The organism is Variovorax paradoxus NBRC 15149 (assembly GCF_001591365.1).
In the GTDB taxonomy this organism is placed as follows: Bacteria; Pseudomonadota; Gammaproteobacteria; order Burkholderiales; family Burkholderiaceae_C; genus Variovorax; species Variovorax paradoxus.
On record NZ_BCUT01000007.1, the window covers coordinates 180,058 to 200,858 of the forward strand.

Below are 20,801 nucleotides of genomic sequence, written 5' to 3' on the forward strand. Positions count from 1 at the left end.
ATTGCTGTAGCTTCAAGAAAGACTGAATCTTTCGGGGATGGGAGGCCGATCGCGTTCAGGCGGCCTGTGCCTGCGCCTGTGCTTGGGCATCGGCGAAGCGCCGCAGGTGCGCGATGAAGGTCGCGGCCGTCTCCGACAGCGGCTCGCCGATGCGCGTCAGCACGCCAAAGCCCTTCAGGTCCTTGCCGATGGGCACGGGCAGCACGCGCAGCAGCTTCGCGCGCACGTGGTCGCGCACGACGGATTCCGGCAGGGCACCCACCGCGTCGCTGGCCTGCAGCAATTGCAAGGTGGCGAAGACCGACGCGCATTCCACGAGGTTGGCCGGCGTGCTCCGTCCCACCGAGGTGAATTCCTCCTCCATCAGTTGCCGCGCCGGGCTGGTCAGCGGCTGAAGAATCCAGGGCCAGGCCGTGAGCGCCTCGAGCGTCAGGCCGCGCTGGCGTGCGCAAGGGTGCCCGCGCCGCACCACCACCTGCATGGTCTCGTTGGCCAGCGGTGCGAAGGCAAAGGTGTTGTGCTGCTTGAGCGAGGAGAAGCGCCCGACGGCGAATTCGATCTCGTGCCGCTCCAGCAGGGCGCCGACCTGATCGCTGGTCTCGCCGAGGATGCGGACGTTCAGGAGCGGGCGCTCGCGCTTGATCTCGGCCATCGCACGTGCAACGAGGTCGGGAGCCGCGCCCATGATCGCGCCGATGACCAGCTGTCCGTGGCCGCCGCGGCGCTTGATCTCCAGGCCTTCGAGGAAGCGGGACAGGCCGGCCTGTGACTGGCGCGCATAGGCGACGACTTCTTCTCCGAGCGGCGTGGGGCGCAGCCCTCGCGAGTGGCGCTCGAACAATGGAAACCGGAAGGCCGATTCGATGTCCGCCAGCATCTTGGTGGCCGAAGGCTGCGTCACGCTGATCGCGGACGCGGCCTGGGCGAGCACCGGGCTCTCGGCCAGCGCGGCGAGAAGCGCCCAGTGCTTCAGGCGCAGGCGATTGATGAGCCGGGGCGCGCTGTTCGGGCTGTCGATTCGATATTCCATTTTGGAAATGCTCATGACAAATTTTCGATTGGATCGTAATGGCGGCGGCTTCTAGAGTCCAGGCCATCGAACACCAAGGAGACAACATGAGACTGCTGCGATATGGCCCCGCGGGCCAGGAGCGACCGGGCCTGCTCGACGCCGACGGGATCCTTCGGGACCTGTCGTCCTTTGCGCCCGACATCACCGGCGAAGTGCTTTCGCCCGCGAGCCTGGCAAAGCTCGCGGCGCTCGACCCGCAAGGCTTTCCGGCCGTGCCTGGCCAGCCGCGGCTGGGTGCGCCGGTTGCGAACATCGGCAAGTTCATCGCGATCGGCCTGAACTACGCGGACCATGCGGCCGAATCGAACCTGCCGCTGCCGACCGAGCCGACCGTGTTCACCAAGGCGACGTCCTGCATCGTCGGCCCCAACGACGAAGTCACCATTCCCCGCGGATCGGCCAAGACGGACTGGGAGGTGGAGCTGGGCTTCGTGGTCGGCACGCGCGCAAGCTATGTGCCCAGGAAGCGCGCGCTGGAGCACATTGCGGGCTACGTGCTCGTCAACGACGTGTCCGAGCGCGCCTTCCAGATCGAGCGCGGCGGCACCTGGGACAAGGGCAAGGGCTGCGACACCTTCGGGCCGATCGGCCCCTGGCTCGTGACGCGCGACGAAGTGGGGGATGCGCAGCAGCTGGGCATGTGGCTCGACGTGAACGGCCAGCGCCGCCAGACCGGCAGCACCGGCACGATGGTGTTCGACTGCGCAACCATCCTGAGCTACCTGAGCGAGTTCATGACGCTGATGCCGGGCGACGTCGTCACCACCGGCACGCCGCCCGGCGTTGGCATGGGCATGAAGCCCGAGCCGGTGTACCTGAAGGCCGGCGACGTGATGACCCTGGGCATCGACAGGCTCGGCACGCAGAGGCAGACCGTGGTCGCATGGAAGGAGGCCGCATGACTGCCGCTTCCTACGCCAACCGCTTCGCCGGCCGCCGCGCCGTCGTCACCGGCGGCGCCGCCGGCATCGGCCTGACCTTTGCCACGCGCTTCGTCGCCGAAGGCGGCTCCGTGAGCCTGTGGGACATGAACCAGCAAGCGCTGGACCAGGCGTGCGCCGCGCTTGGTGCCAGGGCTTCCGCAGTCCCGGTGAACGTGGCCGACTGGGCGGAGGTCGAGGCAGCGGCCGCCGCCTCGGCCGCGCAGCTCGGCGGCGGCATCGACGTGCTCGTGGCCTGCGCGGGCATCACCGGGCCCAACGTGCCGCTGGCGGAGTACCCGGTGGACCAGTGGCGGCGGGTGGTCGACGTCAACCTGAACGGGCTCTTCTATTGCAACCGCGCGGTGCTGCCGTACATGCAGGCGGGCAACTACGGCCGCATCGTCAACGTGGCCTCGGTGGCGGGCAAGGAAGGCAATCCCAACGCCTCGGCCTACAGCGCATCGAAGGCGGCAGTGATCGGGCTGACCAAGTCGCTCGGCAAGGAGCTCGCCAAGGCCAACATCACGGTCAATGCCGTGACGCCGGCGGCAGTGAAGACCGCGATCTTCGACCAGATGTCGCCCCAGCACATCGAGTTCATGTTGTCGAAGATCCCGATGGGGCGCTTCGGCACGGTCGACGAGATCGCGGCGGTGATCGGCTGGCTCGCGAGCGAGGAGTGCTCGTTCACCACGGGCAGCGTGTTCGACGCCTCGGGAGGCCGCGCCACCTATTGAAGCCGTGCGGCCGGCATGCCGCGAACCAACAAACACAAATAACGGAGACCTCAATCATGAATTCCATCGCTACGAGCACCGCGCTCGACAAGGTGATCGCCAAGGCAATCCGCCGCCTGGTGCCCTTCTTGCTGCTGATGTACGTGCTGGCCTTTCTCGACCGTGCCAACGTCGGCTTTGCCAAGAAAGCCTTCCAGCTCGACACCGGCCTTTCGGACGCCGTGTTCGCCTTCGGCGCCGGCGTCTTCTTCATCGGCTATGCGCTGTTCGAAGTGCCGAGCAACCTGATCATGCATCGCGTCGGCGCGCGCGTCTGGATGTGCCGGATCATGGTGACCTGGGGCCTCGTCTCGGCCGCACTCATGTTCGCGCACAACGAGACCAGCTTCTATGTCCTGCGCTTTCTGCTCGGCGTTGCCGAGGCGGGCTTCTTCCCAGGCGTCATCTACTTTCTCACGCGGTGGTTCCCGGCCAAGGCGCGCACACGCGTGATCGGCATGTTCTATTTCGGCGCGCCGCTCGCGTTCATCTTCGGCAGCCCGCTCTCCGGCCTGCTGCTCGAACTGAACGGCGTGTGGGACCTGAAGGGCTGGCAGTGGCTGTTCCTGGTCGAAGGCGTGATGGCGTCGCTGGTCGGCGTGTGGGCCTACTGGTACCTGGACAACAAGCCGCTCGACGCGCGCTGGCTGTCCGCCGAAGAGCGCCAGACGCTGGAGCGCGCCATCGACGCCGAAGAAGAACAGAAGACCGCGCACGGCCCCGCCACGGTGCTGAAGGCGCTGACCAATGGCCGCGTGCTGTTTCTTTCGCTGATCTACTTCCTGATCCAGGTCAGCGTCTATGGCGTGGTGTTCTACCTGCCGACCCAGGTGGCGGCGCTGCTCGGCAAGAACGTGGGGCTGCTGGTGGGCTTCGTCACCGCCATTCCCTGGGTCTGCGCATTGGCGGCCGCGTACTTCGTGCCGCGCCTGGCCGAGCGCAGCGGCCAGCATGCGTTGATCGCGCTGGTGGTGCTGGCGGTTTCGGCGGCCGGCATCGCGGTGTCGGTCAATGCCGCCTCGCCGCTGGTGGCACTGGTCGCGCTGTGCTTTGCGGCCGCCGGCTTCATTGCGGTGCAGCCCGTGTTCTGGAGCTTCCCCACCGCCTACCTCGGCGGCGCGGCGGCGGCGGGCGGGATTGCGCTGATCAATTCGCTCGGCGCGATGGGCGGCTTTGTCGCTCCGAACGTCAAGACCTGGGCCGAGCATGCCTTCGCATCGCCCAGTGCCGGGCTCAACCTGCTGGCCGCGACCACGGTGATCGGCGCCACGCTGTTCCTGGCACTGCGCCAGACGCGCAGCGCCGCAGCAGAGGCTGCCGCGTAGCGCCGCCCTTCATCACTCTCTGCTCGACGAAAGGATTCCCCATGAGCATGCCCACGATCAAGCACGTGCGTGCCTTCACCCTCCGCGGTGGCGGCGCCGACTACCACGACCAGGCCGATGGCCACTGGATCGACGACCACATCTCCACGCCGATGAGCAAGTACCCCGAGTACCGGCAGAGCCGCCGCAGCTTCGGCCTCAACGTGCTGGGCACGCTGGTGGTGGAGATCGAGGCCAGCGACGGCACCGTCGGCTTCTCGGTGACGACCGGCGGCGATCTCGGCTGCTGGATCGTCGAGAAGCACCTGGCCCGCTTCATCGAGGGCGCCCGGGTGACCGACATCGAGAAGATCTGGGACCAGATGTACAACGCCACGCTGTTCTATGGGCGCAAGGGCATCGTGCTTAACACCATCTCGGGGGTCGACCTGGCGCTGTGGGACCTGCTGGCCAAGGTCCGCAAGGAACCGGTCCATGCGCTGCTGGGCGGCCCGGTGCGCGACGAACTGACTTTCTACGCCACCGGCGCCCGGCCGGACCTGGCGAAGGAGATGGGGTTCATCGGCGGCAAGATGCCGCTGCACCATGGGCCCGCCGAGCGCGAGGAGGGCCTCAAGAAGAACCTCGAGATGCTGGCCGACATGCGTGCCAAGGTGGGCTCCGACTTCTGGCTCATGCTGGACTGCTGGATGAGCCTGGACGTGGAATACGCCACGCGCCTGGCGACAGCCGCGCGCAACGAGTTCGGCCTCAAGTGGATCGAGGAAGCGCTGTCGCCCGACGACTACTGGGGCTACGCCGAGCTGCGCCGCAACGTACCGCGCGGCCTGCTGGTGAGCACCGGGGAGCACGAAGCCACGCGCTGGGGCTTCCGGCTGCTGCTCGAGATGGAGTGCTGCGACATCCTGCAGCCTGACGTAGGCTGGTGCGGCGGCATCACCGAGCTGATCAAGATCTCGAACCTGGCCGATGCGCACGGCAAGCTGGTGGTGCCGCACGGCTCGTCGGTCTACAGCTACCACTTCGTCATCACGCGCCACAACAGCCCGTTCGCCGAGTTCCTGATGATGGCGCCGAAGGCCGACGAGGTGGTGCCGATGTTCAACCCCCAACTGCTGGACGAGCCGGTGCCGGTCAATGGCCGCATGAAGGCCTCCGCGCTCGATGCGCCGGGATTCGGCGTGCGCTTGAACCCCGACTGCGCGCTGTACCGCCCCTTTCCCAGATGAGCGCCCCTAGACCCACGGCGTGGGCGGCGGAATCTCGCACACCGGGTCGACGTCGATGCTCTTGAAGTCGGCCGGCGAGACGATCTCCAGGTATTCCATGTCGGGCGAGTAGTCGAACAGGAAGTGCCGGATGCCCGGCCGCTGGTGCACCACGTCGCCGGCCTCGACCCGCGTTTCCTTGTCCTCGTACATGAAGCGGGCCCAGCCCTTGAGCATGATCACGATCTGGAAGTCGGCCTCGTGGCGGTGCCAGCCGGTGCCCGTTTCCGGTGCCATGTTGGCCTTGACGAGGTGCGCGATGACCTTGCCGTTGGTGGCCTCGGCAATGCCGAGGTCGCGGTAGAGAAAGAAATCGCGCAGGCCGCCCGAGACGTACGCGGTGTCGCCGGGCTTGACGTGGGAGAACTGGGTGGCGGTTCGGTCCAGCATGGGGCGCTCCTTCGCGGCAGTGGTGGTGATGGTGCGGCACGCATAAAGCGTTCCCAAAGACACCGGCCGCGAAGGGCTGATGCGGGCATCGCTTGACGCCCCCGCGGTGCGCCAGGATACTCAACCACATGGTTCACTCAGACAATGCCACGCTCGACGCCGTCTTTGCCGCGCTCTCCGACCCCACGCGCCGCACGGTGCTGGAAACCCTGGGCGAGCGCAGCCTCAGCGTGACCGAACTGGCCGAGCCGCATGGCATGTCGCTGACCGGCTTCATGAAGCACCTGCGGGTGCTGGAGGACGCCGGGCTCATCTCGCGCACGAAAGAGGGCCGCATCGTGCGCTGCGAGCTCTCGCCGCACCCCATGCAGGAGGCTGCCGTGTGGTTGTCGCGCTATGAGAAATTCTGGACCGGGCGCCTCGATGCACTGGCGCGCTTTCTCTACCACCAAGAGGAGACCGAATGGCAAAAGCTGCCGCCCCCGCCACCGAGCGACCCTCGCTCACCCTCCGCAGGCACTACCCCGTCGCCCCCGAAAAAGTCTGGCGCGCGTGGACCGACCCGCAAGCGCTGAAGGCCTGGTTCGGCCCTGAAGAAATCGTTTCCGTGCCGCTGGCCGAAGTCGACCTGCGCGTGGGCGGGCGCTTTCGGGTGGCCATGCGCGCGGCCGACGGCGAGACGCACGACGTGAGCGGCACCTACCTGGAGCTTGTGCCCAACCGCAAGCTGGTCTTCAGCTGGGCCTGGCGCAGCACGCCGGAGCGCGAGTCGCGCGTCACGGTGCGCATCGAGCCCGACGGCAATGGCTGCGAACTGGTCCTGCTGCACGAGCAGTTCTTCGACGAGGCCGCGCGCGACGGGCACAGCCATGGCTGGACCGGCGCCATGGGCAAGCTCGGGAAGTGGTTGGCAGGGCAGCATCAGGGCGCCTGAGCGGCTTTCACGCATTGCCGGCGCGCTGGCGAAGACCCATACTGGGGCCTCCACGACGAGACGATGAACGGAGCCTCCCATGAGCAACGAACTTCGCAAGAAGCTGCACGACCTGGCAGAACTGGCCGACAACACCTCGGACCCGCAGACCAAGGCCATCGTCGAGGCCATACGGCTGCAGACTGCCGTGCTGAACGAACGGCTCTTTGCCATCGAACTGCAGCTGGGCACGCTCACCAGGCGCACGGAAAACACGACGGACTGAGTGGCCGCCGCTTTGTAGGGATAATCCCCACCATGAGCGGCAACACCTTCGGAACTCTCTTCGCGGTCACCAATTTCGGCGAGTCGCATGGCCCGGCCATCGGCTGCGTCATCGACGGCTGCCCGCCGGGCATGGAACTGAGCGAGGCCGACATCCAGGGCGACCTCGACCGCCGCCGCCCCGGCACCAGCCGCCACGTCACCCAGCGCAACGAGCCCGACGCGGTGCAGATCCTTTCCGGCGTCTACGAAGGCAAGACCACCGGCACCCCGATTGCGCTGCTGATCCAGAACACCGACCAGCGCAGCAAGGACTACGGCCAGATCGCCCAGCAGTTCCGCCCCGGCCACGCCGACTTCACCTACTGGAAGAAATACGGCATCCGCGACCCGCGCGGCGGCGGGCGCTCTTCGGCGCGGCTCACGGCGCCCATGGTGGCGGCGGGCGCGGTCGCCAAGAAGTGGCTGGCCGAAAAATACGGCATGGTGTTTCGCGGCTGCATGACACAGATCGGCGAGATCGCCATTCCGTTCGAGAGCTGGGACCATGTGCCCGCCAATCCCTTCTTCGCGCCGATGGCCGACGTGAGCGAGCTCGAGGCCTACATGGACCGCTTGCGCAAGGCCGGCGACTCCTGCGGCGCGCGCATCCGCGTGACGGCCGGCAACGTGCCCATCGGTTTGGGCGAACCGCTGTTCGACAAGCTCGACGCCGAGATCGCCTACGCGATGATGGGCATCAACGCCGTGAAGGCGGTGGAGATCGGCGCCGGCTTCGAGAGCATCACGCAGCGCGGCACCACGCACGGCGATTCGATCACGCCCACCGGCTTCGTCACCAACAACGCGGGTGGCATCCTGGGCGGCATCAGCTCGGGGCAAGACCTCGAAGTGAGCATCGCGATCAAGCCCACCAGCTCGATCATCAGCCCGCGCCAGTCCATCGACATCCACAACAACCCCGTCGAGGTGGTCACCAAGGGCCGCCACGATCCGTGCGTCGGCATTCGCGCGACGCCCATCGCCGAGGCCATGCTTGCGCTCGTGGTCATGGAGCACGTGCTGCGCAACCGCGCGCAGTGCGGTGATGTGCAAACGCAAGCCGAGAAGCCGGAATCCGCCTCGCCGCAGGCGTCCTTTCTCTAGTGTCTACCGCGCCGCCTGTGGCCGCCGGGCGCGGCCACCTGCTGGCGTTCGCTGGTCTGTCGGCCAGCTATTTCGCGCACATCGGTTTCTTCAACCCGTACCTGCCGCTGTGGCTCAAGGACCTGGGGCTGCCGATCTTCACGATCAGCCTGCTGGCCTCGGTGCAGTCGATCACGCGCGTGTTCGCGCCCTATGCCTGGGGCGCGCTCAGCGACCACACGGGGCAGCGCGTGAAGCTGCTGCGCTTCAGCGCCGCGGTGGCGCTCGCCAGCTCCTTCGGGCTCTGGTGGCATGGCGGCGCCTGGTGGCTGGCGCTGGTGCTGCTGGTGATGTTCACCCACACCAGCTCGATGATGTCGCTCACCGAGGCTGCCATGGCGCAGCTGGTGGCGGGCGACTGGGGGCGCTACGGGCGCATCCGGCTCTGCGGCTCGGCCGGCTTCCTGGTGACCGTGTTCTTTGCGGGCGAGTGGTTCGAGCGCTTCGGCATGAAGCACTTTCCGGCCTGGGCCGCGGGCACGCTGGCCGTCGTGCTGATCGCGACCATGAAGCTGCCCGACATCCGCGAGCCGGTGGCGGCGCACGACGCGGCCAGGGAGCCGATCGGCCCGGTGCTGCGCATTCCTGCGGTGCGGTGGTTCTTCGCATCGCTGTTCTTCCAGGTGATGTCGCACTTCTCGGTCTATGCCTTCTTCTCGCTGTACCTCGATTCGCTGGGCTACGGCAAGAGCATCATCGGCCTGCTGTGGGCGCTGTCGGTGGTGGCCGAGATCGTCTGGTTCTTCCTGCAGGGGCGGCTCATCGGCCTCTTGCCGATGCCGCGCTGGATGCTGGTGTGCGGCATTGCCGCCGTGGCGCGGCTGGGCCTCACGGCCGGGCTGGGCGGCTCGATCGCGGCGCTCGTCGTCGCGCAATGGCTGCATGCGCTGAGCTTTGCGGCGCACCACACGACCTGTATCGCCGTGGTGTCGCGGCGCTTTCCCGGCCGGCTGCGCGGACGCGGGCAGGCGCTCTTCACCGTGATCGGCTACGGGTTCGGTGGTGTGCTGGGCGTGCTGCTCGGTGGTGCGGTGGCGCAGGAGCTGGGGTACAGGACCATGTTCGCGCTGGCGGCTGTGCTGGCGGCGGTGGGGAGCCTGTGTGCCTGGCGGGTGGTGAGGCTGGAGGGGGCGGCAACGCGCGCCGCCTAGCACTCACGCAAAAAGAAAGCCGCGTTGCACCGCAATTGCGGCACGACGCGGCGTGCGTGATGTGAACGGCACCGGCCTATGCCGGCGCCGTGCAATCAGGGCACCAGGCCGATCTGGAGGTAGCCGGTGACCGGGTTGGTGCGCGCACCCACGACGACCGACAGCGTGCCGTCCTGCATCGCGAAATAGCGGTCGGTGCCTCCACTATTGATGAGTTTCATCGCTGGGATGGATGCGCTCGCCGCACTGAGGCCATAGCTGACGTTGGAGACGGTGCCATCAGGCTTGGTCAGCGCTGCGGTATACGTCGTCGCATCGAAGCCGAGAGTGCCCCAGGTGCCATTGTTGTCTCCACCGCGCGCCGTGGTGTTGAGCCACGTCGACGAATCGACAAGGCCGATGCGGAAGATGGAGTCGTTCGGCGCAACGGAGTTGATGCCCGCCGCGACGTAGACCTTCTTTCCGTCCACCATGATGACCGCCAGAGCACCCTTGTCGCTCGCATTGGCCACGTTCACGGTGCTCCACGACCCGGCGGACGAACCCGCCGAAATGGCGTAGGTTGCGATCGAGGCAGGTGGGCAGGCTGCAATGGAGGTGATGCCAACCTCATTGCACATGAGCAGCGATGTACCGCCTCCCGTCACTTGAACCTGGCGGATCTGCGAGTCGATCACGCCCGGCCGCATATTGATGCCGAAGCGGATGTAGATCCCGTCGAGCGCACTCTGGGTCGTCACGATGGCGCGGGACCCGATGAACGGCTGGACAGCGTAGCTGCCCGGGACCTGTGCAACCTGGAACGGGAACGAGCCCACCACGGCGTCGGTGATCAGCCGGAAACGGCTGTTGTTCGTCGCCGCGGTATTGCGCGAACTCTTGAAGACATAGGTTCCGGTCTGCGCAGCATCGGCGCTGAACGAGTCCGACACGGCAAGGCCGGTCTCGTCGGTCATCACGTACGACATCGTGTCGAAATTGAGCGCGAGCGTCTGCTGGCTGCCGTTCGTCGCGTACACCTTGTAAGACAGGTTCCGGGCATCGCCTGCGGCAACATTGAAGACCGTGTCCTTGGTCAGGGCTGCATTGGCCGTCGCCTTCGCGCTGACAGTAAACATGCTGGCCGCATTGGTGTTGTTCGCGATCTGCGCAGACCACTTGGTGCTGGAAATATCCGCATTGCGCAGGCTCACGGAACCGGCAGGGTCGGAACTGCTGGTCCAGTCCGAGCCAAGGTTCGGGGTCACCGTGATCACGTCACCCGGCTTGATGGAGTACTTGCCGTCCCCATTGGCCGTCGCGGAACTGCCATTGACCTGAACCGTCACGCCCAAGGTGGCCGCGGGCAGGATCGGAAACGGCAATCCGCCGCCCCCGCCGCCACCACCACCTCCTCCACATCCCCCCAACACCCCGACCAAAGCGGCCGCGGCGGAAAAATAAAACCATTTCATTACATTTATTCCATTTTTTGATTGATGTCGCCACCCATCGGAAGACAGGCCCCTCGACTGTCAGATCGTAAATGAATACAGAGAAATGTAAGAATTTATAGGCATTCGGGATATCCCGAACGATGTCTCATCCGCGTCTCCGAGGTGCGCAGGCGGTGTCGACTTTGCCGGCAATTGGATGGGTCTTCGTATTGCCGCTTGCCATAAATCGATACTTAAAATAATTGCACACAAGGAGGCGGGCATGAAGCTCAAATTGAAAACAAAAATCTTATTTCCTGATTTGCTGGCTGTTGAAGCGCGAGGCGCCAAGCCGTCGGCGCGCGTTTGCGCAAATTGCGGGATCGCCGCTCAATACAAGAATCCGGGCAAATAAAAAACCATGACCGCCCAACAAATCATCCTCGACCACGACAAATGGCGCAAAGGCCTCGGCGGCGCGCCCGCTGGGCTGGCCGGCCAGAGCGATGCCAATGCCTACGCCGGGCTCGACCTGGAGACGGCGCAATTCGCCTCGTCGTCCTTCGCGGGCAGCAGCTTCACGGACACGGTCTTCCGGCACGCCGGCTGGACCGCCTGCCAGTTCGACGGCTGCAGCTTCACGCGCTGCAATTTCGAGCACATTGCCATGGTGGATTGCGTGTTCACGCGCTGCGCCTTCGACCAGGCGCAATTCAGCCAGAGCTCGCTTCGCGGCTGCCGCTTTGTCCAGTGCACCTGGAACGGCATGAACTTCGACGGCAGCGACTGGCGGAACGTGCAGGTGCTGGAATGCAAGGGAACGGACGTGCACGCCAGGAACCTGCGCGGCGAGCAGGTCGACTTCACGAACAGCTATTTCGAGCAGCTCGAATTCGAGGGCGCCTTGCTCAACAACAGCCGGTGAAGGGCAGGAAACGGGAGACGCGGCCGAGCCCCGCAACCCCGGGTTTTCGATAACTAAAACCACTTGATTTAGTCGCTCCCCTCATCGATAGTCTCCCTGCGTCCGGCCGCCGCTCCCTTGCACAGAGGGCACGCGGCCGGTTATCCAGCCCTGCGGGCGCGTGCCGCCCGCCAACGAACGTACGGAGACAAACCATGTTCAGCTCCCGCTCCATCCTGGCCATGGCGGCCATGTCCCTGGCTGCATCGTCCGCCGCCTTCGCCGCCGACCAGCCCGTCATCGGCCTGGTCACCAAGACCGAGACCAACCCCTTCTTCGTCAAGATGAAGGAGGGCGCGCAGGAAGAGGCCAAGAAGCTCGGCGCCAAGCTGCTCTCTGGCTCGGGCAAGGCCGACGGCGACAACGCGGGCCAGATCACCGCCATGGAAAACATGATTGCCGCGGGCGCCAAGACCATCCTGATCACACCGAGCGATGCCAAGGCCATCGTGCCGGCGATCAAGAAGGCGCGCGACAAGGGCGTGATGGTGATCGCGCTCGACAGCCCGGCCGATCCGCCGGATGCGACCGATGCACTCTTTGCCACCAACAACTACACGGCCGGCGTGCTGATCGGCGAATACGCCAAGGCCGCGATGGCCGGCAAGCCCGCCAAGATCGTCGCGCTCGACCTGCTGCCGGGCCACCCGGTGGGCGCGCAGCGGCACAACGGCTTCATGAAGGGCTTCGGCCTGCCGGCCAACGACGCCAAGTCGAACGAGCTGTCGAAGGCGCCCGAGATCGTCTGCATGGCCGACAGCTTCGGCGACCAGGCCAAGGCGCAGACCGCAATGGAAAACTGCCTGCAGAAGGCGCCCGAGGTGAACCTGGTCTACACCATCAACGAGCCCGCCGCGGCCGGTGCCTACAACGCGCTCAAGCGCGCGGGCAAGGAGAAGGGCGTGCTGATCGTCTCGGTGGACGGCGGCTGCCAGGGCATCAAGGACACCAGCGCCGGCATCATTGCCGCCACCTCGCAGCAATACCCGCTCAAGATGGCCGCCATGGGCGTGGCGGCGGGCGTGGAGTTTGCCAAGACGGGCAAGAAGGCCTCGGGCTACGTCGACACGGGCGTGACCCTGATCGCCGGCAAGAGCGTCGCGGGCGTCGACAGCAAGGACACCAAGACCGGTGCCGAGCTGTGCTGGGGCAAGAAGTAAGCATCGGAGCGTTTTGATGGCGAAATCTCCGAAGCACCACATCCCGTGGGGCGCCCTGGGGCCGTGGCTGGCTCTGCTTGGCGCATGCATCTTCTTTGCGACGCAGTCCGACCGTTTCCTGACGGGGGACAACCTCTCGCTGATCCTGCAGCAGGTGATGGTGGTCGGCGTGATCGCCATCGGCCAGACGCTGATCATTCTCACGGCGGGCATCGACCTGTCGTGCGGCATGGTGATGGCGCTGGGCGGCATCATCATGAGCAAGTTCGCGACCGAGCTCGGGCTGCCGGTGCCGGTGGCCATTCTGTGCGGCATCGGCGTGACCACGCTGTTCGGCCTGGTCAACGGCCTCTTGGTCACGCGCATCAAGCTGCCGCCCTTCATCGTGACTTTGGGCACGCTGAACATCGCCTTCGCGATCACGCAGCTGTATTCGTCCTCGCAGACCGTCACCGATCTGCCCGCCGGCCTCACGGGCCTGGGCACCACCTTCGCCGTCGGCGGCGCCGCGGTGGCCTGGGGCGCGGTGCTGATGCTGGTGCTCTATGCGCTCGCGTGGTTCGTGCTGCGCGAGACGGCCGCGGGGCGGCATATCTACGCGGTGGGCAACAACGCAGAAGCCACGCGCCTGGTCGGCATTCCCACGCAGCGCGTGCTGCTGGGCGTGTACGTGGCGGCGGGGGCGCTCTACGGCATTGCCTCGCTGCTGTCGGTGGCGCGCACCGGCGTGGGCGACCCCAACGCGGGGCAGACCGAGAACCTCGACGCCATCACGGCGGTGGTGCTCGGCGGCACCAGCCTGTTCGGCGGCCGCGGCGTGGTGCTGGGCTCGCTGATCGGCGTGCTGATCGTGGGCGTGTTCCGCAACGGGCTCACGCTGATGGGCGTGTCCTCGATCTACCAGGTGCTGGTGACGGGCGTGCTCGTGATTTTGGCGGTGGCGGCAGACCAGCTGTCGCGCCGGGGAGCCCGCTGATGAACGCCGTCGCAAACCCCAAGATCGTGATGCAGGCCCGGGGCCTGGTGAAGCGCTATGGCCAGGTCACGGCGCTCGACGGTGTCGACTTCGAGCTGCGCGAAGGAGAAATCCTCGCGGTGATCGGCGACAACGGCGCGGGCAAGTCGTCGCTGATCAAGGCGCTGTCGGGCGCCATCGTGCCGGACGAGGGCGAGATCCTGCTCGACGGCTCGCCGGTGCACTTCCGCAACCCGCTCGATGCGCGGCGCGCGGGCATCGAGACGGTCTACCAGGACCTGGCCGTGGCGCCCGCCATGACCATCTACGAGAACCTCTTTCTCGGCCGCGAGCTGCGCCGCCCGGGCTTCCTGGGCAACATGCTGCGCATGCTCGACAAGAAGAAGATGCTGCACGAAAGCGCGGCCCGCATGGCGGACCTGAAGGTCGGCATCCAGTCGATGACGCAGGCGGTGGAAACGCTCTCGGGCGGCCAGCGTCAGTGCGTGGCGGTGGCGCGCAGCGCAGCCTTCGCGCGGCACGTGGTCATCATGGACGAGCCCACCGCCGCGCTTGGCGTGAAGGAGGGCAACATGGTGCTCGAGCTGATCCGCCGCGTGCGCGACCGCGGCCTGCCGGTGGTGCTCATCAGCCACAACATGCCGCATGTGTTCGAGGTGGCCGACCGCATCCACGTGGCGCGCCTGGGCAGGCGCGCGGCGGTGCTCAACCCCAAGAACATCAGCATGAGCGACACGGTGGCCGTGATGACCGGCGCCATGACCGCCGACCAGCTGCCCGCGGAGGCGCATGCCTGATGCAGAAGCCCCTGCGCGCTCGCCCGACCTGCTGCGGCCCCGCGGGTCCAACCAGGTCGGCATGCGCCAGTTCAACGAGCGCACGGTGCTGCAGGCGCTGCGCGTCCACACCAGCCTGCCCAAGGCCGACCTCGCGCGGCTCACCGGGCTGAGCGCGCAGACCATCGGACTCATCACCGCGCGGCTCGAGGAAGACGGGCTCATCGTCAAGCAGGGGCGCGTGCGCGGCCGCATCGGGCAGCCTTCGGTGCCGCTCGCGCTCAACCCCGACGGGGCCTTTGCCATCGGCATCAAGGTGGGCCGGCGCGGCGCCGAATGGCTGCTGATCGACTTCACCGCGAAGGTGCGCGAGCGGCATGCGATCAGCTACGACTTTCCCGATGCGGACGAGCTGCTGCCCGCCATCGCGCAGCACATCCACCGGCTGCGCGAGGGCCTCGGGCCGCTGGCCGTGCGCAACGTGGGCGCGGGGCTGGCCGCGCCGTTCCAGCTGGGCGGCTGGCACCGCACGCTGGGGCTGTCGAAGGCGCAGGCCGACCTCTGGAACCAGATGGACCTGGCGGCCGAGGTGCGCGCGCGCACCGAGGTGCCCGTGAGCTTTGCGCGCGACACCGTGGCGGCCTGCGTGGCCGAGCTGGTAGGCGGGCGCGGCCATGACCTGAAGAGCTTTCTCTACATCTTCGTCGACACCTTCGTGGGCGGCGGGCTGGTCATCAACTCGCACCTGCACACCGGCGCGCACAGCAACGCGGGCGCGTTGGCTTCGTTGCCGATGCAGTCGGTGCGAGCCGATGGCGCGCTGCCGCCGCAGGTGATGGCCGAGGCCTCGCTGTGGGAGCTGGAGCAGCGCCTGCAAGGCGAAGGGCTCGATCCCGCCGCGGCCTACGACGACCGCGCGTTGCAGCCCCCGTTTGCCGCTGCAACGCAGTCATGGCTCGGCTCCGCATCGCTGGCATTGGCGCACGCCATCGTCAGCGGCACCGCAGTGCTCGATCTGGCCGACGTGGTGATGGACGGTTCCATGTCGCGCGCATTGCTCCAGGCCCTTCTGGAACAGACGCGCGCCGCGCTCGCGCAATGCAACTGGGAGGGCCTGTGGCCGCCGCAGTTGCACGGGGGCAGGGTGGGGGCGCAGGCCTGTGCGCTCGGCGGGGCGATGCTGCCGCTGCACGCCAACTTCGCGCCCGACCATGACGTGTTCCTCAAGGCTGGTTGAGAAGCCGTTGCTGCCGTCGCAACGTACCTCATGCACGCCTTGGCGGGCCGCCCCCTTCTTTGGGCGAAAGTTCAGCCTTTTACCGCCCCCGCGGTCATCCCCGTGATGATCTGCCGCGCTGCTACGAAGGTGAAGATCAGAGGCGGGATGGCGATCAGGCTGCCCATTGCCATCACCTTGCCCCAATCCACGCCCATGTCGGTGATGAACAGCGACGCAGCCACTGGCAGCGTGCGTGTCTGCCGGTCAGTCAGCACCAGCGCGAGGATGAATTCGTTCCACGCGATGCGGAAGGTGAAGATGGACGCCGCCGCGAGACCCGGCCCCATCAGCGGCAGCAGCACTTTGGTGAACACCCGCACCGGCCCACAGCCGTCGATCGCCGCGGCCTCCTCCAGTTCGACCGGCACCTGCAGTACGAAGCCATAGAGCAGCCAGATGGTGAACGGTAGATTCACCGCGACGTACAGCAGGATCAGTCCCCACAGGCTGTTCACCAGTTGCCATTGGCTCCAGATCATGAACACCGGAATCGCGAGCACGGCCAGAGGCACCGTACGCAGCAGCAAAGTGGTGTAGCCCACCGCCGAACGGCCCGGAAAGCGAAAGCGCGCCAGCCCATAGGCGGCCATGCAGCCCAGCACCAGGGTAATGGTTGTGGCGATCACGCCGACGAACAGACTGTTGCCCAGATAGCGCCCCAGGTTGTCTTCAGTGAGCACCGCGCGGTAGTTCTCCAGCGTGGGCATGAAGATGAAATTCAGCGGCTCCGCGAAGATATGCACCTGTTGGCGCAGGCTGGTCGTGAAGATCAGCGCAATGGGCGCCACGCACAGCAGGCCCAGCGCAACAAGCATCGCGTAGTGCGCCACCACCAGGAGCAAAGGCCGCTTCATGCCGACTCCTTCAGCGGGTTGGACAACCGTAGTGCGGCCCACGACAGTGCCGCCACCACGACCAGCAGCAGAACGGACACCGCAGCCGCCACGCCGAGCTGCTGTCCCACAAACGCGGTCTTGTAGATGTGCAGCGACAGTATCTCGGTGCTGTCGCCCGGCCCGCCGAAGGTCAACACGTAGATCACCTCCAGCACGCGGAAGGCGTCGATGAGCCGCATCACCAGCGTGATGGCAATGACGTTCATCACCATCGGCAGCTTGACCTTGAAGGTCATCTGCCACCAGCGCGCGCCGTCGATGCGCGAGGCCTCGATGACCGCGCCGTCGACGTTCGCCAGTGCCGCCACCATCATGATGAAGACGAAGGGCGTCCACTGCCAGACGTCGGCAATGACGATGGCAATGAAGGCCAGCGTCGGGTCGGCCAGCCAGCCCATCGGCGCCACGCCGAATATGCCCAGCAACGCGTTGAGCAGGCCGAACTGCGCATCGAAGATGTAGCGCCACGCGAGCCCCACGGCAATGGGCGCGATCATCATCGGCAGGATGAACAGCGTGCGAAACAAGGCTGTCCCGCGCACCGGGTGCTCCAGCGCCAGGGCCAGCGCAATGCCCAGCACCATCTCGGCGCTCACGCACACGGCCGCGAACATCAGCGTGGTCCACAGCGACGACCACACGCGTGGGTTGGAGAAGGCCGAGACGAAGTTGTCCAGGCCGGCCCAGCGCGCGCCAGACCAGGGCGTGCCCAGGCCCCAGTCGAAGAAGCCGAGCTGGATGGCCGAGACGACCGGATAGAGGCAAGCGGCCGCCATGACGAGCACGGCGGGGCCGACGTAGAAGACAGGAAGCCAGGCGGGTCTGCGCATCGGGGATCGTGCCGTGGCGTCAGACCGTGTAGCCGGATTCGCGCATGATCTTCTTCACCGTCGGCACCAGCTCGTTGAGCGCGGCCTCGGCTGTCTTCTTGCCGATCAGTGCTTCGGAAATGCCCACGCCAAGCGCCTGCACGTTGATCTTGTCCCAGGCCGCGATGATCGGGCGCCAGTCGGGATTGGAATACTTCAGCGCTTCGCGAAAGACGATGTACTCGGGGTACTGGCGCACCAGGTCGGCATCGGCCATCGTCGAATTGCGGATCGGCACGCCGCCCGCGCGCGCGACCGCCTTGTCCTGCGCCTTCGAAGTCAGCCACTGCATCAGCAGGAAACCGGCATCGGCGTTCTTCGCGTTCTTCGGAATCGCAAGGCCCAGCCCGCCCGATTGCGACGAACGCCGCGTCCCCGCAGGATGCAGCGCCCAGCTCACTTTGCCTGCGACGCGGCTCTTGGCGGGGTCGTTGACCAAGCCGGCCAGCAGTGTCGAGTCGAGGTACATCGAGGCCTGCCCCTGCAGGAAGGCCGTGTTGCTCTCGCCCTGCCCATAGCCCGCAATGCCCGCCGGGCCGGTGGCGACCACTTCCTGCAGGAACTTCAGCGCGGCCACGCCTACCGAATCGTTGAAGCGCGGCTCCCATCTGGCGTCGAAGATCGCACCGCCCATCGGGTTCAGGTGCAGCAGCCAGGCATGCACGCACTGGTGGCCGGCCTGTCCGCGCGAGGCCAGCGCGCCCATGCCTTCCTTGTCCTTGATCAGGCGCAGCAGCTTGCCGAACTGCTCGTAGTTCTCGGGCGGCTGCAGGTTGTGCTTGGCGAAGATGTCGCGGCGGTAGGCCAGCACCGAGGTCTCGGCGCCGTACGGCAGGCCATAGAGCTTGGCGCCTGCGCCGGGCAGATAGCCCTTGGGACCGCCGACGAGGCCGAGGTTCTCCAGGTAGATCGGAATGATGTCCTTGATGTCATAGGCCGGATCGGCGAGCGCCGCGTCCGACAGGTAAGGCTCCAGCGGGCGTACCAGGTTCTTGGCTGCGTACTCGCCCTTCCACATGACGACGTAGCTCACCAGGTCGTAGTCGCCCTGGGGCTTGGCCATTTCGAGCAGTTGCTTGTCCTTGAGGCGTGCCATCGCGAGCTTGTCGATCTCGACCTTGATGCCGGTCTCTCGCGTGAACTCGGGCAGTATCTTCGCCATTGCGTCGTAGTGCGGATGCGAAGGCACGTTGAGGGTGACTGTCTGGCCCGCGTACTTGGCGTAGCGGTTCTGCGCGAGCGCGCCACTGAATGGAAGGCCGGCGCCGAACACGGTGATTGCGGTGCGCTTGATGATGTCTCTGCGTTGCATGGAACCTCTCCTTGGGAAAAAAGCGAAAACCGTCAGGGCCGCAGCGATTGGCCGCTGGCCGTGTCGAACAGGTGCATGTCTTCAACGTGGGCGTTCAGCCCCAGCGGACCGTGCAGCAGTCCATGCGCATCGCCCTGCACCGTGGCTGTAATGCGCGCGCCACCCGGCGACGCCAGGTGACCGACGACCTGGCTCTCGGTACCGAGGTACTCGACGATGTCGACCTTGACGTTCAGCGGTGCGTAGCCGTTGGCCACGTGCAGGGCCTGCGGTCGGATGCCGAGCGTGAGTGCCTGGTCCGCCGAGCTCACTTTTTCACGCAGCCAGGCGGGCGCGGGCAGCTCGAAGCCTTCGCCGCACAACGTGCCGTGGCCCGCTGGCCGGTCGGCGAAGCGCACCGGCAGCAGGTTCATGCCCGGCATGCCGATGAATGCCGCGACGAACAGCGTCGCCGGCCGGTTGAAAACCTCCGCCGGCGTGCCGACCTGCTGGATGCGCCCCTTGTCGAAGATGACGATCCGGTCGGCCAGCGTCATCGCCTCCACCTGGTCGTGCGTGACATACACGGTGGTCTTTGCCAGGCGCTCGTGCAGCAGTGCCAACTCGGCGCGCATGTGGCCGCGCAGCTTGGCATCGAGGTTCGACAGCGGCTCGTCGAACAGGAACACCTTGGGCTCGCGCACGATGGCGCGGCCGATGGCCACGCGCTGGCGCTGCCCGCCCGACAGCTCCTTCGGCCGGCGGTTGAGCAGGTGCTCGATGTTCAACACCTTGGCCGCGACCGCCACCTTGGCGCGGATCTCCGCTGCGGGCCGGCCTGCGAGGCTGAGCGCAAAGCTCATGTTCTGCGCCACGTCCATGTGCGGGTACAGCGCATAGTTCTGGAACACCATCGCGATGTCGCGCGACATCGGAGGCAGTGCGGTCACGTCTCGCCCACCGATACGAATCTGCCCTTCGCTCACGCTCTCCAGGCCCGCCACCATGCGCAGCGTGGTGCTCTTGCCGCAGCCCGACTCGCCCAGCAGCACGACGAACTCGCCTTCATGCACCGCAAGGTCGAGCTGCTGCACGACGGTGACATCGCCGAACCGCTTGGCGACGTTGCTCAATTCCAGACCTGCCATGAACACACTCCCTTTTTTATTTCGATTCAATGAAAGGGCCGACGCACGCCCCAGCCGACCGGTGGTATTCGATTGCCAGGGTGCATGGGGTCGGGGCCCCAGATCGCCTGGTAGGTGTCGATGCAGCGCCCCCGCCGTTGCAGTGCCGAGAATGCAACCCCCAGGGCTATCCACCAGAAGCCCAGTACCAGGAGCATCCAGCGCGGCGCATCGGCCACCACCAGCCCGAGCGCGATGACGCCGACGGCCACGGCCACCGCGAGCCAGCCGACTGTTTTGTGGATGCGCTCGAAGGCCAGCCGCCACGGCGTCATGTCGTAGTGGTCGCCGCGAAGCCGGTGATCGGTCGGGCCGCCCTTGCTGCCGCGCAGAAAACCACCGGCCACCTGCGCCCACCCGGCCAGGCACAGCGCCCAACCCGCCGCCGCATGGAGGCGCACGAGCCCGCTACCCCCAGCCCCCTGGGCACCGCGCCACGCGAGCAGCGCGCCTACCGTCATCGCCAACACGCCGCTCCATTGCAGCACGCGGTGCGCACGCCACCAGAAGGGGTTGTCGAGCCGGTGCGGCCATCCCTGCGACGGCATGACCTTGCAGAAGCGGGCCACCAGTGCCCCCAGAGGCAGCAACAGGCCCCATCCCAGCACCATGAGACGTGCGTGCCAAGCGGTCCAGGATGCGATCTCGTGGGTTGTCGCACCACTCAACGGTGCCATGAGCCAGTCGAGCGGCGGCACGG

23 protein-coding genes are annotated in these 20,801 nt (G+C 66.4%); 15 read left to right on the plus strand and 8 right to left on the minus strand.

Features of this window, described 5'->3' with window-relative positions; all coding sequences use genetic code 11:
• Nucleotides 1-55: 55 nt before the first annotated feature.
• On the minus strand, nt 56-1,030 hold the full coding sequence (locus VPA02S_RS26445) for a LysR family transcriptional regulator (protein WP_062366596.1): 975 nt from the start codon (nt 1,028-1,030) through the stop codon (nt 56-58).
• Between the two features lie 86 nt (nt 1,031-1,116).
• On the opposite strand from VPA02S_RS26445, the gene VPA02S_RS26450 reads away from it, so the two are divergent.
• Genes VPA02S_RS26450 through rhmD form a run of 4 tightly spaced genes read left to right on the plus strand, consistent with a single transcriptional unit; the run spans nt 1,117 to nt 5,325 of the window.
• Nucleotides 1,117-1,974, plus strand: a complete 858-nt coding sequence (locus tag VPA02S_RS26450; protein WP_062366598.1) for a fumarylacetoacetate hydrolase family protein — start codon at nt 1,117-1,119, stop codon at nt 1,972-1,974.
• Nucleotides 1,971-2,732, plus strand: coding sequence for an SDR family NAD(P)-dependent oxidoreductase (locus VPA02S_RS26455; RefSeq protein ID WP_062366600.1), 762 nt, complete (start codon nt 1,971-1,973; stop codon nt 2,730-2,732). Before VPA02S_RS26450 ends, VPA02S_RS26455 begins: the two co-directional genes overlap by 4 nt.
• A 56-nt stretch (nt 2,733-2,788) precedes the next feature.
• On the plus strand, nt 2,789-4,096 hold the full coding sequence (locus tag VPA02S_RS26460; protein ID WP_062366602.1) for an MFS transporter: 1,308 nt from the start codon (nt 2,789-2,791) through the stop codon (nt 4,094-4,096).
• A gap of 41 nt (nt 4,097-4,137) precedes the next feature.
• Entirely contained in the window at nt 4,138-5,325 is a 1,188-nt protein-coding gene (rhmD, locus tag VPA02S_RS26465; protein WP_062366604.1) for an L-rhamnonate dehydratase, read from the plus strand.
• A gap of 6 nt (nt 5,326-5,331) precedes the next feature.
• On the opposite strand, the gene VPA02S_RS26470 is transcribed toward rhmD, so the two are convergent.
• Complete coding sequence (locus tag VPA02S_RS26470; protein ID WP_062366606.1) at nt 5,332-5,754, minus strand: cupin domain-containing protein; 423 nt, start codon at nt 5,752-5,754, stop codon at nt 5,332-5,334.
• A 128-nt stretch (nt 5,755-5,882) separates the two neighbouring features.
• Here VPA02S_RS26470 and VPA02S_RS26475 point away from each other — a divergent pair, with 128 nt between their 5' ends.
• From VPA02S_RS26475 to VPA02S_RS26495, 5 genes are all read left to right on the plus strand, one after another.
• Nucleotides 5,883-6,329, plus strand: coding sequence for an ArsR/SmtB family transcription factor (locus tag VPA02S_RS26475; protein ID WP_062366608.1), 447 nt, complete (start codon nt 5,883-5,885; stop codon nt 6,327-6,329).
• Nucleotides 6,218-6,688, plus strand: coding sequence for an SRPBCC family protein (locus VPA02S_RS26480; protein WP_062366610.1), 471 nt, complete (start codon nt 6,218-6,220; stop codon nt 6,686-6,688). The genes VPA02S_RS26475 and VPA02S_RS26480 overlap by 112 nt, the downstream gene beginning before the upstream one ends.
• Before the next feature lie 79 nt (nt 6,689-6,767).
• Nucleotides 6,768-6,953, plus strand: a complete 186-nt coding sequence (locus VPA02S_RS26485) for a hypothetical protein (RefSeq protein ID WP_062366612.1) — start codon at nt 6,768-6,770, stop codon at nt 6,951-6,953.
• Nucleotides 6,954-6,985: 32 nt separating this feature from the next.
• The gene (gene aroC, locus VPA02S_RS26490; protein WP_012748456.1) at nt 6,986-8,098 is read left to right on the plus strand and encodes a chorismate synthase; all 1,113 of its coding nucleotides are present in this window, start codon (nt 6,986-6,988) and stop codon (nt 8,096-8,098) included.
• Nucleotides 8,098-9,288, plus strand: coding sequence for an MFS transporter (locus VPA02S_RS26495; RefSeq protein ID WP_062366613.1), 1,191 nt, complete (start codon nt 8,098-8,100; stop codon nt 9,286-9,288). The genes aroC and VPA02S_RS26495 overlap by 1 nt, the downstream gene beginning before the upstream one ends.
• 95 nt (nt 9,289-9,383) lie before the next feature.
• Here VPA02S_RS26495 and VPA02S_RS26500 read toward each other — a convergent pair whose 3' ends face one another.
• The gene (locus tag VPA02S_RS26500) at nt 9,384-10,742 is read right to left on the minus strand and encodes a hypothetical protein (protein ID WP_155736633.1); all 1,359 of its coding nucleotides are present in this window, start codon (nt 10,740-10,742) and stop codon (nt 9,384-9,386) included.
• A 244-nt stretch (nt 10,743-10,986) separates the two neighbouring features.
• Between VPA02S_RS26500 and VPA02S_RS32320 the strand changes: the two genes are divergently transcribed.
• The 6 genes from VPA02S_RS32320 (at nt 10,987) to VPA02S_RS26525 (ending at nt 15,816) form a co-directional block, all read left to right on the plus strand.
• Nucleotides 10,987-11,118 (plus strand): hypothetical protein, encoded by a 132-nt coding sequence (locus VPA02S_RS32320; RefSeq protein ID WP_259347623.1) that lies wholly within the window; start codon nt 10,987-10,989, stop codon nt 11,116-11,118.
• 6 nt (nt 11,119-11,124) lie between these two features.
• A complete protein-coding gene (locus tag VPA02S_RS26505) occupies nt 11,125-11,628 on the plus strand; it encodes a pentapeptide repeat-containing protein (RefSeq protein ID WP_062366617.1) in 504 nt (167 codons plus the stop codon).
• A 194-nt stretch (nt 11,629-11,822) separates the two neighbouring features.
• Nucleotides 11,823-12,827 (plus strand): sugar ABC transporter substrate-binding protein, encoded by a 1,005-nt coding sequence (locus tag VPA02S_RS26510; RefSeq protein WP_062366619.1) that lies wholly within the window; start codon nt 11,823-11,825, stop codon nt 12,825-12,827.
• 16 nt (nt 12,828-12,843) lie between these two features.
• Nucleotides 12,844-13,803 carry an ABC transporter permease gene (locus VPA02S_RS26515; RefSeq protein WP_012748451.1) on the plus strand — a complete coding sequence of 320 codons (960 nt, stop codon included), beginning with the start codon at nt 12,844-12,846 and terminating at the stop codon, nt 13,801-13,803.
• Nucleotides 13,803-14,600: an ATP-binding cassette domain-containing protein gene (locus tag VPA02S_RS26520; RefSeq protein ID WP_012748450.1), complete on the plus strand. Its 798-nt coding sequence runs from the start codon at nt 13,803-13,805 to the stop codon at nt 14,598-14,600. The genes VPA02S_RS26515 and VPA02S_RS26520 overlap by 1 nt, the downstream gene beginning before the upstream one ends.
• The gene (locus VPA02S_RS26525) at nt 14,593-15,816 is read left to right on the plus strand and encodes an ROK family transcriptional regulator (RefSeq protein ID WP_012748449.1); all 1,224 of its coding nucleotides are present in this window, start codon (nt 14,593-14,595) and stop codon (nt 15,814-15,816) included. Before VPA02S_RS26520 ends, VPA02S_RS26525 begins: the two co-directional genes overlap by 8 nt.
• Before the next feature lie 71 nt (nt 15,817-15,887).
• Here VPA02S_RS26525 and VPA02S_RS26530 read toward each other — a convergent pair whose 3' ends face one another.
• From VPA02S_RS26530 to VPA02S_RS26550, 5 genes are read right to left on the minus strand one after another with little or no spacing between them, the layout of a single operon-like run.
• The gene (locus VPA02S_RS26530; protein ID WP_062366621.1) at nt 15,888-16,712 is read right to left on the minus strand and encodes a carbohydrate ABC transporter permease; all 825 of its coding nucleotides are present in this window, start codon (nt 16,710-16,712) and stop codon (nt 15,888-15,890) included.
• Nucleotides 16,709-17,584: a carbohydrate ABC transporter permease gene (locus VPA02S_RS26535; protein WP_062366623.1), complete on the minus strand. Its 876-nt coding sequence runs from the start codon at nt 17,582-17,584 to the stop codon at nt 16,709-16,711. Before VPA02S_RS26535 ends, VPA02S_RS26530 begins: the two co-directional genes overlap by 4 nt.
• 19 nt (nt 17,585-17,603) lie before the next feature.
• On the minus strand, nt 17,604-18,935 hold the full coding sequence (locus VPA02S_RS26540; protein WP_062366631.1) for an extracellular solute-binding protein: 1,332 nt from the start codon (nt 18,933-18,935) through the stop codon (nt 17,604-17,606).
• A 32-nt stretch (nt 18,936-18,967) separates the two neighbouring features.
• Nucleotides 18,968-20,062, minus strand: a complete 1,095-nt coding sequence (locus tag VPA02S_RS26545; protein WP_018905566.1) for an ABC transporter ATP-binding protein — start codon at nt 20,060-20,062, stop codon at nt 18,968-18,970.
• A gap of 26 nt (nt 20,063-20,088) precedes the next feature.
• The gene (locus VPA02S_RS26550) at nt 20,089-20,799 is read right to left on the minus strand and encodes a cytochrome b family protein (protein ID WP_244883764.1); all 711 of its coding nucleotides are present in this window, start codon (nt 20,797-20,799) and stop codon (nt 20,089-20,091) included.
• Nucleotides 20,800-20,801 lie beyond the last annotated feature (2 nt).